14 protein-coding genes are annotated in these 15,412 nt (G+C 43.4%); 9 read left to right on the top strand and 5 right to left on the bottom strand.

What is annotated here, in order from left to right; translation table 11 throughout:
• Nucleotides 1–393: 393 nt before the first annotated feature.
• On the top strand, nucleotides 394–696 hold the full coding sequence (locus OO184_RS14325) for an NINE protein (RefSeq protein ID WP_265379771.1): 303 nt from the start codon (nucleotides 394–396) through the stop codon (nucleotides 694–696).
• A gap of 88 nt (nucleotides 697–784) precedes the next feature.
• Here the strand turns inward: OO184_RS14325 and hemY are convergent, their stop codons facing one another.
• The 4 genes from hemY to hemC are packed head-to-tail and all read right to left on the bottom strand — an operon-like array spanning nucleotide 785 to nucleotide 4,850.
• On the bottom strand, nucleotides 785–2,017 hold the full coding sequence (gene hemY, locus OO184_RS14320; protein ID WP_265379770.1) for a protoheme IX biogenesis protein HemY: 1,233 nt from the start codon (nucleotides 2,015–2,017) through the stop codon (nucleotides 785–787).
• Nucleotides 2,018–2,020: 3 nt separating this feature from the next.
• A complete protein-coding gene (gene hemX, locus OO184_RS14315) occupies nucleotides 2,021–3,151 on the bottom strand; it encodes a uroporphyrinogen-III C-methyltransferase (RefSeq protein WP_265379769.1) in 1,131 nt (376 codons plus the stop codon).
• Nucleotides 3,152–3,171: 20 nt separating this feature from the next.
• Nucleotides 3,172–3,912, bottom strand: coding sequence for a uroporphyrinogen-III synthase (hemD, locus tag OO184_RS14310; RefSeq protein WP_265379768.1), 741 nt, complete (start codon nucleotides 3,910–3,912; stop codon nucleotides 3,172–3,174).
• A complete protein-coding gene (gene hemC, locus OO184_RS14305; protein ID WP_265379767.1) occupies nucleotides 3,909–4,850 on the bottom strand; it encodes a hydroxymethylbilane synthase in 942 nt (313 codons plus the stop codon). The genes hemD and hemC overlap by 4 nt, the downstream gene beginning before the upstream one ends.
• Nucleotides 4,851–5,449: 599 nt before the next feature.
• On the opposite strand from hemC, the gene OO184_RS14300 reads away from it, so the two are divergent.
• Nucleotides 5,450–8,023 carry a class I adenylate cyclase gene (locus tag OO184_RS14300; RefSeq protein WP_265379766.1) on the top strand — a complete coding sequence of 858 codons (2,574 nt, stop codon included), beginning with the start codon at nucleotides 5,450–5,452 and terminating at the stop codon, nucleotides 8,021–8,023.
• Nucleotides 8,024–8,051: 28 nt separating this feature from the next.
• On the opposite strand, the gene cyaY is transcribed toward OO184_RS14300, so the two are convergent.
• A complete protein-coding gene (cyaY, locus tag OO184_RS14295; protein ID WP_132347367.1) occupies nucleotides 8,052–8,372 on the bottom strand; it encodes an iron donor protein CyaY in 321 nt (106 codons plus the stop codon).
• A gap of 78 nt (nucleotides 8,373–8,450) precedes the next feature.
• Between cyaY and lptM the strand changes: the two genes are divergently transcribed.
• The 7 genes from lptM to corA all read left to right on the top strand — a co-directional run bounded on the left by lptM (nucleotide 8,451) and on the right by corA (nucleotide 15,144).
• On the top strand, nucleotides 8,451–8,636 hold the full coding sequence (lptM, locus tag OO184_RS14290) for an LPS translocon maturation chaperone LptM (RefSeq protein WP_088374044.1): 186 nt from the start codon (nucleotides 8,451–8,453) through the stop codon (nucleotides 8,634–8,636).
• 47 nt (nucleotides 8,637–8,683) lie between these two features.
• Complete coding sequence (dapF, locus tag OO184_RS14285; protein WP_265379765.1) at nucleotides 8,684–9,508, top strand: diaminopimelate epimerase; 825 nt, start codon at nucleotides 8,684–8,686, stop codon at nucleotides 9,506–9,508.
• Between the two features lie 32 nt (nucleotides 9,509–9,540).
• Complete coding sequence (locus tag OO184_RS14280; protein WP_265379764.1) at nucleotides 9,541–10,245, top strand: DUF484 domain-containing protein; 705 nt, start codon at nucleotides 9,541–9,543, stop codon at nucleotides 10,243–10,245.
• Complete coding sequence (gene xerC / locus OO184_RS14275; protein ID WP_283256311.1) at nucleotides 10,242–11,153, top strand: tyrosine recombinase XerC; 912 nt, start codon at nucleotides 10,242–10,244, stop codon at nucleotides 11,151–11,153. Before OO184_RS14280 ends, xerC begins: the two co-directional genes overlap by 4 nt.
• A complete protein-coding gene (gene yigB / locus OO184_RS14270; RefSeq protein ID WP_265379763.1) occupies nucleotides 11,153–11,869 on the top strand; it encodes a 5-amino-6-(5-phospho-D-ribitylamino)uracil phosphatase YigB in 717 nt (238 codons plus the stop codon). Before xerC ends, yigB begins: the two co-directional genes overlap by 1 nt.
• Nucleotides 11,870–11,935: 66 nt before the next feature.
• Nucleotides 11,936–14,098, top strand: coding sequence for a DNA helicase II (gene uvrD / locus OO184_RS14265; protein ID WP_446500470.1), 2,163 nt, complete (start codon nucleotides 11,936–11,938; stop codon nucleotides 14,096–14,098).
• Between the two features lie 95 nt (nucleotides 14,099–14,193).
• On the top strand, nucleotides 14,194–15,144 hold the full coding sequence (gene corA, locus OO184_RS14260; RefSeq protein ID WP_049585403.1) for a magnesium/cobalt transporter CorA: 951 nt from the start codon (nucleotides 14,194–14,196) through the stop codon (nucleotides 15,142–15,144).
• Nucleotides 15,145–15,412: the final 268 nt, after the last annotated feature.

Here is a 15,412-nt window from a genome sequence, read left to right as displayed (position 1 = left end):
ACACTAAATGCATTATTATAAACGTAGATGCTCATCCTATTTCTTATGATTGCATATGCTTCATAAACCCAGGGATGATGCAGAGCCGATTATCGGTGCCTATTGTCCATGTCACAGATGAGTAAGATATAACCTTCTTTTCATCGCCGACCGGACTCAACGTTGAGTGAGGCACTATCCGTCTGTAGACCTGATTGTATTTGTACACCTATCTTTGTTTTATAAGGTAGGTGTTTTTTTTATTCCTAACAGATATATCTGGTAGGTTTATATACTGTTTAGATATTACTATCTAATATAAGCAGAACTGAAAATATGATGGTTAGTTTTTTTAATATAAAATTAATTTAGCTACTTATTTTCATTCTTAAACTTATCTTAAGGGGAATGTTGATGTCAAAAATGATTGGATGCTTTGGGTGTGGTCGAATGTTGCATGAGTCTGCACAATCATGCCCACATTGTGGCGCGATGATAAAGGCTTATTCTTCTGGTAGTAAAAACCGAATTGTTGCTGCACTTTTGGCGTTTTTTCTTGGTTACATTGGCGCTCATAAATTTTATCTGGGCAAAATCGGTATGGGGATTTTATATCTGCTATTTTGCTGGACATTTATCCCTGTACTTATCGCATTTATTGAATTTATTATTTATCTTTGCACTTCCGATGAAGATTTTGCCAAAAAATATGGTTAGAAAATGCCCCGTGCGGGGCATTTTTAATTAGGGCATGCAGACTGGCTAATAAAGATGACAATGGATGAGAGATCACGACGCTACGGTATTAGCTGACACTATTGTTATTAGCTAAATCACTCTTCACTACATTACTCTCACGTTTTAAAGTAAGTACTAATCCCTCGCGACGAACCTGTGCGGCTTCTTCTGGTTTACGCAGTTTATCCAATGCATCTGCTAACCAGGCATAATCATGTGCATCAGGACGTTGGGCTAGTGCGGTTTTAAAATCTTTTACTGCTTTTTCCCATTCTCCGTGGCGTAAAGCAACTTGTCCCAGCGTACTGTTTAGCAGGGGAGTTGAGCCATGTTGTTTTAACTGATGATCCAACTCGTTTTGTATCGGCTTTGGATCTTCGCTTTTTAAGCGTGGGATCAATAAGAGTAAACGTTCGTCGTATTGACGTTTTAAACTTTCCAAAATGATCTTTTGTGCAGTTTCATGGTCATCACATTCAATTAAATGTTCAGATATTGCAACTTGTAAAGCCACATCATGGCGAATTTTCCGGCTTTGATCATGCCACCAACGTTTTAAACCTTCGCTGCCTTGTTCTGCCATGTACTGATTCATCAGGCCGATATACGCCTGCTGGCGCAATTTGTGAATTTGTAATTCATCGTGTAGATGGATTTTTTCCATTACCGGTATTATATCAATCAGTGACTGGTAGGCTCCTGATTTCATATAAGCCTGTTCAGCCAAGCGTAGGACTTCTGGATGGCGAGAAGCTTGATTCAATAGCTTGTCTACACCATGACGAGCTGCATGAATTTCACCTTGCGTGAGTTGAATACGTACACGGGTAATATCCACAGGCAACTGGTTATTATCTGCGACTTCTGCCGCGCGTTGTAAGTATTGATTAGTACGGAATTCATCCCCACGTTGTTGGGCTGCTTCAGCCGCTAGTAAATAGTTGACTACCGGTTGTTCTGCATGATCAGCGTTACGGGTCAGTAATTGCTCAACTTGTTTGAAATCACCTTCTGCCAGTTTGATCAGCGCTTCTTTGGTTTGAGCATGGGCACGGCTGCGTTTGCGTCCAAGGAACCAGCCGCGGGTACGTGAGCTTGTGCGTATAACTCTGCGGTAGCACCAGCCGAGGAAGCAGAGTACCAGTTGTAAAAGAACAAATATAATGAACAGGCCGGTAACACTGGTTTCAATGTTGTAATTGTCAGTTTGAATCAGAACATATCCCTGATGGCCGGCAACTATTGGACCAAGCACAATACCAACAATGAGTACCACAAACAGTAATAGAACTTTCAGCATAGCTTAGCCCTCCTGATTAGTTTCAGAAGATTGGGAAAGCAAGCTACGAACTCGGGTTTGCATTAGTTTTTCCAATAAAGGCTGGCTTGAAAGTTGATCTGGCGCAGTGATGGAAATAGGCTGCTGGCTTAATGAATCAATTTCTTCCAGGAATGCTTTGGTATTGGGATCGTTGATATCAAAGTAAGCTCTAACCCAAGTTGAAACCGTTTCTAATGACTGTTTAAAAACTTCACCTTGATGACGAGGTATTGCTTGAGCGGCAATCAACAGACGGGCACGGATATTCTCTCGTAGATAGATATCCTGGTTTGGCGCCAGTAATGGTTCTGCTGCGGTATCCCGGCGACGGATGGTAATGAAATTATCCATGAAACTCTTCCAGCTTTTGCTCAGATTCTGGCGCCATTCAGATAATGTACCGGTTAATTCATCATTATCTTCGTCCATTGGCGAACCATCGGTTGTATTGTCTGCCAGACGTAGGTTATCTACCTGGTTAGAAAGCTGGTTAACTCGCAGGATAATGCCGTCAAAATCAATCTGACTAATGGCAGATAATGTACTGATGTCTTGTGTAATTGCACGGCGGATTTCAATCAGGCTTGGATCATGCATTTCAGCGAGACTGGCATCTGCATTTTTCAACAGAGCAGCGGCGGTGACTATATCTTGATCATTCCATAATTTCCGGCCTGCCATTTTGACCAGAAAATCAGCTTGTGCCAGTAGCCAACTTTTTACATCAGAACTGGATAACGTAGAGATTTTGGCCTGTAACTCTTGTAGGCTATTACCTAGTTGCTCATTTTGTGCGGCAAAATGGCTTAAAGTCTGTGATTGTTCTTTGAAACGCGCTTCAATATGCTGTTTATCCTGTGATTGCTGTTGTTTCATTGATTCCAGTTGTTGGCGTAGCTCGTGGTTCTCTGCACTCAATAAATGGCTTTGTTGCTGTCCGTAATAATAAAGACCACCACCAATTGCCAGCATGATTGCAATGGCAATAATGTTTTTTAGCGTGCCAGAACGTTCTGGCTTTTGAGGTGCTGTTTTGGGCTCGGGCTGTTGCGAGTTTTCAACCGTAGTTTTTGTTTGTTCAACTGTCTCGGAGGACTGTTTTTGCTCCGTCATAGTGGGCATCCCATGTCAGTTTATTCTAGTGCCTGAATTAAGGCGTCGTTATCTGCGCTTTTTGCAACTTTAACATCCTGCCAGCCCAAGTTCCGGGCGGTATGTGCAAGACGCTCGCTTACCACAATCAGGCGGCAATGCAATAACCACCTGTTTCGATCACTTTCGGGTATTAAGTTATATAACAGTTGCAGTATTTCGCCACTGGTTACAACTAAAGTTTGTACTCCATACTTTTGCCAGTGGGCACTGAATTCTGCTGCCGGGTAGTCTACTGGCTGGCGGAAATAACATTCACAATAGTTAACTGTAACGCCTCTTTCTGTCAGCGTCCGGGCAATAAGTTCACGTCCGCCATTTCCTCTGAGCAGCAAAGCTTGTTTATTTTCAACCTGATGTAGTGATGGTAGTTTTAGCAGGATTTCGCTGGTTTCACCCTCTGATGACCAGATAACATTCATACCCGTTAGTTGATGAAAAGCCAGAGCGGTTGATCTGCCAATAGCATAATAAATCAGCTTGTCGGGCCATGACAGATTAATTTTATTTAACTGCAAGTTTGCATAGTAAACTGCATTTTTTGACAACAGAAATACCATATCACTGGTATTTAGATGGCTAAGCTTCTCAGCTAGCTGTGGCAGCTCTGAACCTGGGTGAATATTGATTAAAGGCGCGCTGAAAGCTGTTTTTCCCGCTGCCTGTAACTTTCTGACTAGCTCCTCTCCGGCAGGAGCAGGGCGAGTCACCAGAATGCTCATGTGGAGGGATTTCCTCGATAAACTTCGGTTAGAATTTCCCGTGCGCCCCGTTCTAACAATTCTTCTGCCAATTCAACTCCTGCCTGACAAGCATCTTCTGGTAAAGCCGTTCTTTCACCGCGAATAATAACGCTACCATCAGGTGCGCCAACCAATGCTCGTAACCAAATTTTCTCATCCTGCCAAATGGCATAGCTACCTATTGGTACTTGGCAGCCCCCTTCTAGCCGGGTATTCATTGCACGTTCGGCAAGAACACAGATTTCTGTATCATAGTGGTTTAATGGCGCTAACAGAGTTTGTGTTTGTTGGTCGCCAAGGCGGCATTCAATTCCTACCGCGCCTTGACCAACAGCAGGTAATGATTGTTCTGCCGCCAATGGCGTACGGATACGCTCATGCAGTTTTAACCTATTCAATCCTGCGACGGCGAGGATGATGGCATCATAGTGACCATTATCCAACTTGTTCAGGCGGGTTCCAACATTGCCCCGAAGGTCACGGATAATCAGGTCAGGACGTAATTCACGGATTTGACACTGACGGCGTAAACTTGATGTGCCAACAATGCTGCCTGTTGGCAATTCATCAAGAGAGTGATATTTGACAGAGACGAAAGCATCACGAGGATCATCACGTTCACAAATAGTGACCAGACCAAGCCCTTCTGGAAAAGAAACTGGGACATCTTTCATTGAATGGACAGCGATATCGGCTCGGCCTTCAAGCAGAGCTAATTCTAACTCTTTGACAAACAGTCCTTTTCCTCCGATTTTTGCCAGAGGCGCGTCCAGAATGACATCGCCCTTGGTTACCATCGGAACCAGTTGAACCTCCAGATCTGGGTGATATTGTTGTAGTTTTTGCTGAACATACAGCGCCTGCCACATGGCTAGAGGGCTTTGTCGGGTCGCGATACGGATGGTTTTAGTTGACATAGATGTTTGTATTTCTCAGGCTTTTCGGCCGTCATATAAATGAAAAACATAGCACTCGTTTTAACATTTCAGCACTTTTTTTTCCAGCTAGGGGGTTAAGAAGAAGATATGCCGGTTATGTTAAAGTGTAAAATAAATTTTAATTTTTTAAATTATTTTTATGGCAATGAAAATAGATTGATTTAATTATGAATTAACTTTTCTAGTAAATTATTTCTGTAATTAAGGAATTCTGAATGAAAAGAATCATTAATTAAAATATAGCCAACGGAGTCATTTTCATCGGATTGATGATAGCAAGGTATTATGCGTATTAGGTTGAAAAAATGGACGGAGAAAATTTCTTTCGTATAAGAAAGTATAAACGGTATGGTTTTTTTGATTATTTCCATATATAACAATGTATTATTTGATTTTTCGTACAACAAGACATCGTAATTCAATTGCTTTACTGACTTTACGGTTTATCGACAAGGTGTTAAATTGATCACGTTTCCGGTAATAAATTGGTAAAAATCATTCTAAATAATTCCATCAAGCTATAACAGCCGGAAACGGGGGATTTATCTGGGCACTGGAACTCAATCGGGCGAGACGTCTTGTACCTTTATATCGAAACACTGAAGCAGAGACTGGATGCGATAAACCAACTCAGGTTAGAACGCGCCTCTACCGCCATGAGTGCGGAATTTAAGCAGGTATACAGTTTACTGCCAGTATTACTGCATTATCAGCATCCAATGATGCCAGGTTACATTAACGGTAATGTTCCCTATGGCGTATGTTTTTTCGTGCATGATGAAGCACAAAAATCTTATCTTAATGATTTAGAAAATAAATTAGATCACTTTATAGAACAGCCTGCCAATGGTGAACTGCCGATTACCGGTATTTACTCAATGGGCAGTACCTCATCAATCGGGCAGAGCGGTTGCTCTGATTTAGATATCTGGGTATGTCATCAGTCATGGCTTGATAATGATGAGCGCCTTTTGCTGCAACGTAAGTGTACGCTTATTGAACAGTGGGCGGCGGCGCTAGGTATTGAAGTCAATTTTTTTCTTATTGACGAAAACCGCTTTCGCCATAATGCGAGTGGTAGTCTCGGTGGTGAGGACTGCGGTTCTACTCAGCATATTCTATTACTTGATGAATTTTACCGTACCGCTGTACGTATGGCGGGTAAGCGTTTGTTATGGGAAATGGTGCCCGTAGAAGAAGAGCGCCATTATGATGAATATGTTTTATCCCTTTATGCGCAAGGTGTTCTGACGCCAAATGAGTGGCTTGATCTTGGCGGATTGGGTGAACTCTCCGCTGAAGAGTACTTTGGCGCTAGCTTATGGCAACTCTACAAAAGTATCGATTCCCCTTATAAAGCGGTATTGAAAAGCTTATTACTGGAAGCCTATTCTTGGGAATATCCCAATGGTAAGTTACTGGCAATGGAGATGAAACAGCGCCTGCATGCTGGTGAAATAGTCTGCTTTGGCCTTGATGCATACAGTATGATGCTTGAGCGTGTTACCCGTTATCTGACGGAGATTAATGATACAACCCGGTTAGATCTAATACGTCGATGTTTTTATTTAAAAGTTTGTGAAAAGCTCTCTCTTAATCAAGATGATAAAGGTTGCATTGGCTGGCGACGTCAGGTATTGACTCAACTGGTTTATGAGTGGAAGTGGGAGCCAGAGCGGTTGAACATTTTGGATAACCGCAACGCATGGAAAATTGAACAGGTTCGTGATGCGCATAATGAACTGCTTGATACCATGATGCAGAGCTATCGTAATCTTATCCGTTTTGCCCGCCGTAATAATCTGAGTGTCAGTGCCAGTCCACAGGATATTGGTGTGCTGACGCGTAAACTTTATGCTGCATTTGAAGCATTGCCCGGAAAAGTAACGCTGGTTAATCCGCAAATTTCGCCAGACTTATCAGAGAAAAATTTAACATTTATTTATGTTCCTCAAGGACGAGCAAACCGCAGCGGTTGGTATCTTTACAATCAGGCGCCGACTATTGGCTCGATCATTGGTCATCAACCTCTGGAATATAATCGTTATCTCAATAAACTGGTATCGTGGACCTACTTTAACGGCTTGTTAACAGAAAAATCGTGTGTCCATATTCATCATGGTGAAACTCAATGTGATGAGCTGAAACTGCATGAATTGATTAATGATATTTCTGCTCATTTCCCGATTCGTCTGCCAGCGCCGACACCGAAAGCACTCTATAGTCCGTGTGAAATTCGCCATTTGGCAATTATTGTCAATCTGGAGAAAGATCCGACGGCTGAGTTTTCGAATCAGGTTGTACATTTTGATTTTCGTAAACTTGATGTATTCAGTTTTGGTGAATCGCAACAGTGTTTGGTGGAAAGTATTGACTTACTTTACCGCAATTCATGGAATGAAGTGCGAACCTTACACTTTAGTGGTGAACAATCTGTGCTGGAAGCGTTGAAGACCATATTGGGCAAGATGCATCAGGATGCTGCACTGCCGGCAGCGGTTGAAGTATTCTGTTACAGCGAACATTTACGAGGGCTTATTCGAACTCGAATCCAGCAACTGGTATCTGAATGTATTGAATTACGTTTATCCAGCAATCGTCAGGACCCAGGTCGTTTTAAAGCATTACGCATTGCTGGTCAGACTTGGGGACTGTTCTTTGAACGTCTTAATGTATCGGTGCAGAAATTGGAAAATGCCGTGGAATTCTATGGGGCAATTTCTAATAACAAATTGCATGGATTGCCGGTGAAAATTAATACTAAAGAGACACATTTGCCCGCAGTGGTTGATGGTTTTGCCAGTGAGGGTATTATTCAGTTTTTCTTTGAAAATATGCAAGATAATAAAAGTTTTAATATTTATATTCTGGATGAAACTAACCGGGTAGAAATCTATTCTCATTGTGAGGGAAGTAAGGAAGAGTTGGTACGTGACGTCAGTCGGTTTTATTCTTCATCTCATGATCGGTTTACTTACGGCTCAAGTTTTATCAACTTTAACTTGCCGCAGTTTTATCAGATAGTCCAAATGGAAGGACAAACTCAGGTTATTCCATTTAGTGGAACATCTTTTTCACATTTGTGTGTGACTCATGATGGGGAAAGTGGAGAAGAACGGTCAGAACTTTATCGTTCTGTGTCACATTACTGATTTACCCCGCGGTGCGGGGTAGGTTCAATTATGGAAAACTGAACTGTTCGCCACTTTGCTCAGTGATGGCGTGTGCTAGCATGGTTAAAAAGTTGTCACCGCTACGGTCGCAAATCCACTGACCTTCTTTATAGTCAAAATGGTAACCCCCGCTTTTGGTTGCCAGCCAGATTTGATGGAAAGGCTCCTGGCGATTGATAATAATTTTGCTGTCATTATCAAAGCTCAGAGTCATGACACCGCCATTGGTTTCACAGTCGATATCGGCATTGCCATCATAATTATCCAACTGCCCTTCGATATAAACCATCAGTTGGTCAGCTAACTGGTGAAATTCACTGTCGTTCATCTTCATTTCCTATTTGCTTTTCGAGGTCTAACTGCGATTATAGAGAATATTGACGTATGAATTACAGGCATTAATGCAATGAAGAAAAAATTACGCGGATTTCTGGCTATCATAACTTTATTTATACTTTCCGGCTGTGGACTAAAAGGTCCTCTCTATTTTCCTCCAGAACAACCATCGACCGAGAAGGCGACAACGGCATCTCAGATTCCCGCGAATACTGAGCAGCAAGGGCAAAAAGTGGATAGCACCTCTCAGAAATAAGCGAGATAAGCCGATAGTCAGTGACTATGGCTTACGTGGAGCATGATATGCAGTTCTCCAAAATGCATGGCCTGGGTAATGACTTTATGGTCGTTGATGCTGTGACCCAAAATGTTTATTTCTCACCAGAGCTGATCTGCCGTTTAGCAGATAGGCATACTGGTGTGGGCTTCGATCAGTTGTTAGTTGTTGAAGCGCCTTATGATCCAGATATGGATTTTCACTATCGAATTTTTAATGCTGACGGTAGTGAAGTTGCACAGTGTGGTAATGGAGCGCGTTGTTTTGCCCGTTTTGTTCGTCTTAAAGGATTAATTAATAAGCGTGATATTAAAGTCAGCACGCAATCGGGACGGATGATGTTGAGCATCACCAATGATGATCAGGTTTGCGTTAATATGGGGGAACCTGAATTTGAGCCGAATCATGTGCCATTTCGTGCGTTAAGGGCAGAAAAAACCTATATTTTACGGGTAGTAGAGAGAACCGTGCTTTGTGGTGTTGTCTCTATGGGGAATCCTCATTGTGTGATTCAAGTGCCAGATGTAGAAACAGCCGAAGTAGAAATTTTGGGGCCAGCTTTGGAAAGCCACGAAAGATTTCCTGAACGGGCGAACATTGGTTTCATGCAGATTTTAAACCGTGATCATATCCGCTTACGGGTTTACGAACGTGGCGTTGGGGAAACCCAAGCTTGTGGCAGTGGTGCTTGTGCAGCGGTAGCAGTAGGCATTCAGCAGCAACTACTCGACAATCATGTTCGGGTAGATTTGCCGGGAGGTTCACTGTTGATCTGTTGGGATGGGCCGGGAAAACCGCTCTATATGACGGGGCCGGCGACGCATGTTTATGATGGCGCAATTCATCTGTAATCGATTTTGTTTTGAGCTGCGGAGCATCGAAGATGGAGAAAAAAGAAGAGCAGTTAAACATCAATGACATACTTGATGATCAGACGGTTGTGGATTATTTATTGGAAAACCCCAATTTCTTTATCCGTAATGCATGTGTCGTTGAACAGATGCGGGTTCCTCACCCGGTAAGAGAAACGGTTTCTTTGGTTGAATGGTATATGAACCGCCAGAGAACGCGGATTGCTTATCTGGAAGAAGATATCACTCTGCTCATGGAACAGGCTAGAGTGAATGAACAACTGTTTGAGCAGTTGCTTAAATTACTGATTGATTTGGTTGCGGCAGAGAGTTTGCAGGATATGCTTAGTCGATTAAGTTCATGGGCTAAGAATATGGGGCTAAATAGTGCTAGCATCCGTCTTTTCAATGATAAATGGCATATTGGCGCACCACTTGATGCACCTAATTTAGCGCTTTCCCGCAATGCTTTTGAACCAATCCGTATTCAGCGTTTTGGTAATAAAAACCACTATCTCGGTATGCTAAATGGGCCGGAAATTTTATTGTTATTGCCGCAAGTTCGGCATGTAGGTTCGGTTGCCGTTTCTCTACTGGGAACGAGGGGCGAACTGGGTATGGTGATATTTAACAGTCGGAACCATCAACATTATCAAGAAGGTATGGGAACTGACATGCTTGAGCATCTGGCTAATTTATTGCCGGATATACTGTCTCGTTGGATTAAACGAATATGATGCAGGAAATTGACCGGTTACTGGAGCCGATTGAGGCATTTTTGCGCTACCTCAGGGTAGAGCGTCGGTTAAGTCCAGTGACTATCACCAATTATCGTCGCCAGCTTGCCACATTGGCTGAGATGGTTTTAGAAATGGGTGTCAGCCAATGGAAAGATCTTGATCCCGCGAAAGTGAGAATGTTGGTAACACGTAGTCGTCGGGCTGGTTTGCAGTCCGCTAGCTTGGCGTTGCGTTTATCTTCCTTGCGCAGTTTCCTTGATTGGCAGGTGATTCAAGGCGAAATTTCCGTTAATCCGAGTAAAACCGTCAGTACGCCGGGAACCAAGCGTCATTTGCCGAAAAATATTGATGTGGATGAAGTGAACCAACTGCTGAATATCAATTTTAATGATCCATTATCAGTGCGTGACCGGACGATGTTAGAAGTGATGTATGGTGCTGGATTACGGTTGTCAGAGTTGGTGGGCCTTGATTGCCAGCACTTGGATCTTGAAAGTGGAGAAGTATGGGTTTCAGGTAAAGGCAGTAAAGAGCGGAAGGTACCTTTGGGACAGACCGCGGTTGAATGGCTTAATCGTTGGTTGGAGATGCGGAAACTATTCGGGCCGGAGGATAACGCTGTTTTTGTCTCAAAGAGTGGGCGGCGAATATCAACCCGCAATGTACAAAAACGATTTGCGCAGTGGGGAATACGCCAAGGAATGAGCAGCCATATTCATCCTCATAAATTGCGCCACTCTTTTGCCACTCATATTCTGGAATCTAGTGGTGATTTGCGCGCAGTTCAGGAATTACTGGGCCATGCCAGCCTATCTTCCACACAAATCTATACTCATTTGGATTTCCAGCATTTGACAAAAGTGTATGATGTAGCCCATCCCAGAGCCAAACGGGGGAAATCATAATGCGTTTTTACCGGCCTCTTGCGCCAGTGTTAGCGATGACATTTGATCTGGATGATACGCTGTATGATAATCATCCAGTCATGGATAAGACGGAAGAGGAAGTACTGAATTTTGTACGGCAGTATGATCCCAGGTTCAGTCATCTTGATCACCAGGATCTATATGCTTTCCGTGAATTGACACTTGAGCAGTATCCTGAAATTTATCATGACATGACTTTATTGCGTTGGCACTCCTCAAGGTTGATGTTTTGCCATTACGGTTTTAGCCGCGAAGATGCTGAGCGAGGGGCAGATGACGTCATGGCGTATTTCACACTTTGGCGTAATCGGATTGAGATTCCTGAATCAACACATAAAACTCTGGCGGCACTTGCTGAACAGATGCCGCTGGTAGCGATTACTAATGGTAATGCAGAACCTGCCGCCTGTGGCCTTGCCCCTTATTTTAAATTTGTGCTAAAAGCTGGCCCTGATGGCCGTGCAAAACCTTGCAGCGATATGTACTATTTGGCCGCAGATCGTCTGGGTTTACCGCTTGGGCGAATCTTACATGTTGGTGATGATTTGAGTACGGATGTGGCAGGGGCGCTGAGTAGTGGTATGCAGGCTTGCTGGATGAATACCAAGAATAAAAAATTATTGCAGACGATGGAAAGCCACTTATTGCCTCACATTGAGATTTACGATTTGGCTTCTTTGACAGCATTGATATAATCAAGAAATTATTCTGTATAAAAACACAGCAACCTCTGGTCGCTGTCTAATCAATTGATGGTAACTATGGACGTCTCCTATCTGCTCGAAAGTCTGAATGACAAACAACGGGAAGCCGTCGCTGCTCCGCGGACTAATATGCTGGTTTTAGCTGGCGCGGGGAGCGGTAAAACCCGGGTTCTGGTACACCGAATTGCTTGGTTGTTGTCGGTGGAGAAGGCTTCGCCATTTTCCATTATGGCCGTGACCTTCACCAATAAAGCGGCTGCGGAGATGCGTCATCGGATTGAAAACCTGATTGGTACCAGTCAAGGGGGAATGTGGATTGGTACGTTCCACGGTTTGGCTCATCGTTTATTACGAGCGCATCATCTGGATGCCAATTTGCCACAGGATTTTCAGATTCTTGATAGCGAAGATCAACATCGACTGCTTAAACGCATTATTAAAGCGATGAATCTGGATGATAAACAATGGCCGGCTCGCCAAGGCATGTGGTACATCAATGGCAAAAAAGATGAAGGATTGCGGCCACAGCATATTGAAAGTTATGGCAACCCTGTTGAAGCGACATGGCAGAAAGTTTATCAAGCTTACCAAGAGGCTTGTGATCGAGCCGGGTTGGTGGATTTTGCCGAGCTTTTACTGCGAGCGCATGAGTTGTGGCTGAATAAACCTCAGATCCTGCAACATTACCGTGGCCGCTTTACTAATATTTTGGTGGATGAGTTTCAGGACACTAACAGTATTCAATATGCTTGGATTCATTTGTTGGCAGGTGAAACAGGCAAAGTGATGATTGTCGGGGATGATGATCAATCTATTTATGGTTGGCGTGGTGCTCAAGTTGAGAATATTCAGCGTTTTCTGAAAGATTTTTCTGGTGCTGAAACTATCCGTTTGGAGCAAAATTACCGTTCCACCAGTAATATTTTGAAAGTTGCCAATACATTGATTGCCAACAACAGTGATCGTCTGGGTAAAAATTTGTGGACTGAGGGCGTAGAGGGTGAACCCATCTCCCTTTACTGTGCATTCAATGAATTGGATGAAGCCCGTTATGTGGTTAGCCGGATAAAAAACTGGCTTGAAAATGGCGGCGCTTTGAAAAATTGCGCCATACTTTACCGCAGCAACGCTCAGTCCCGTGTATTGGAAGAGGCGCTGTTACAGGCATCAATGCCATACCGTATTTATGGTGGTCAACGATTCTTTGAACGTCAGGAAATTAAAGATGCGCTGGCTTACTTGCGTCTGATCGCCAATCGTCATGATGACGCGGCGTTTGAACGTGTAGTGAATACGCCGACTCGTGGTATTGGCGATAGAACGTTGGATCTTGTGCGCCAGGCGGCGCGTGAACGGCAGCAAACATTGTGGGACTGTTGCCAAATATTGCTGCAAGAGAAGGTGCTGGCCGGGCGAGCGGCTGCTTCCTTACAACGTTTTATTGAACTGATTGACGCATTATCGACAGAAACCGAAGATATGCCATTGCATATTCAGACTGACAGAGTTATCCGTGATTCTGGCTTGCGAGCGATGTACCAGCAGGAAAAAGGTGAAAAAGCGCAGGCGCGTATTGAAAACCTTGAAGAACTTGTTACGGCAACTCGCCAGTTCAGTTATCAGGAAGAGGATGAAGATTTAACGCCATTGCAGGCGTTTCTTTCTCATGCTGCGCTGGAATCGGGAGAAGGGCAGGCCGATGCCTATCAGGATTCAGTGCAACTGATGACATTACATTCGGCTAAGGGACTGGAATTCCCACAGGTATTTATTGTTGGCATGGAAGAAGGTATGTTTCCAAGCCAGATGTCGATTGAAGAAGGCGGACGTCTGGAAGAGGAGCGTCGCTTGGCTTATGTGGGTCTGACGCGTGCAATGGAAAAATTGACCATCACTTATGCAGAAAGTCGCCGTTTATATGGCAAAGAGGTGTATCATCGGCCATCTCGTTTTATTGGGGAACTACCGTCAGAATGTATTGAAGAAGTTCGGTTACGTGCGACAGTCTCTCGTCCCGTTAGCCATAGTCGGTTAGGTACGCCAATTAGCTCCAATGATAGCGGTTATGCTCTTGGACAACGTGTTCGTCATCCTAAATTTGGTGAAGGAACCATTGTCAATATGGAGGGGAGTGGTGAACATAGCCGATTGCAAATCGCGTTTCAAGGGGAAGGGATTAAGTGGCTGGTGGCTGCTTATGCCAGACTTGAAATGGTCTGAAAATAATATCCAGGTTGAATGTTGACAGGCTTTTTCTTCTAAGCGTAACATTCGCGCCTTACGATCACGTAGGGAGTAAAGGAGACTTATGATACATGCTGAGCGCATTTAAGTTAGAGAATAATCGCCTACTCCGTCTTGAGTTTGAAGAGGGAGAAAAGTTATCTGATTCCTTATGGGTGGATTTAGTTGAACCGGGAGAGCAAGACAGGCTGCAAGTTCAAAATGAATTAGGCCAAATTCTGGCAACCCGACCGGAACTGGATGACATTGAGGCGTCGGCGCGTTTTTTTGAAGATGAAGACGGGATACACGTTCACTCGTTTTTCTACTTTGAAGACGCGGAAGACCATGCTGGCAACGCAACCGTTGCATTTACTATTCGTGATGGTCGTCTCTATACATTGCGAGAGCGGGAGCTCCCTGCGTTCCGATTGTATCGTATGCGTGCTCGTAATCAGACATTAGTTGATGGTAATGCTTATGAAGTGCTAATGGATCTGTTTGAAACCAAGATTGAACAGTTGGCTGATGTTATCGAAAATATTTACAGTGTGCTGGAATCCCTGAGCCGAGTCATTATGGAAGGGAAACAGGGTGATGAGTTTGACATAGCCTTATCCAGTCTTGCGGAGCAGGAAGATATCGGCTGGAAGGTTCGCTTGTGTCTTATGGATACTCAGCGTGCGCTTAACTTCTTGGTGCGACGGGCCCGTTTGCCGGGGGATCAACTGGAGCAGGCTCGTGAAATCTTGCGCGATATTGAATCGCTGTTGCCACATAATGAATCTCTGTTTCAGAAAGTTAATTTCTTGATGCAGGCGGCAATGGGTTTTATCAATATTGAACAGAGCAGAATTATCAAAATCTTCTCGGTTGTTTCTGTGGTATTCCTGCCGCCGACGCTGGTGGCTTCCAGTTACGGTATGAACTTTGAATTTATGCCGGAATTGCACTGGACATTTGGTTATCCGGGCGCAATTGGTTTAATGATTGCTGCCGGTCTTGCGCCGTATCTCTATTTTAAGCGGAAGAATTGGCTTTAATATACGGCCGCCGTAATAATTTTATTACGGCGGTCATAGCAGTTATAGAGACATGGGAATAACATATTAAAAGTTTAATATCTATGTTTTTCAGATTTTATTTTAAATTTTTATTATTTTTTGAGAATAATCTTAATGCTGTTTAATTATGGAATTATTATTTTTAAAGAGGGCGTTGTCATTATTTAAAAAAAGTATTTAATTATTGAAAATAAAGTAGATGTAAGGATAAAAGGCATTGACTTACAGAATATAATTTATATTATAA

This window comes from Photorhabdus aballayi (assembly GCF_026153155.1).
Taxonomy (GTDB): domain Bacteria; phylum Pseudomonadota; class Gammaproteobacteria; order Enterobacterales; family Enterobacteriaceae; genus Photorhabdus; species Photorhabdus luminescens.
The sequence above is the reverse complement of the archived record's forward strand: the minus strand, read 5'-3'. Positions and strand labels throughout refer to the sequence as shown.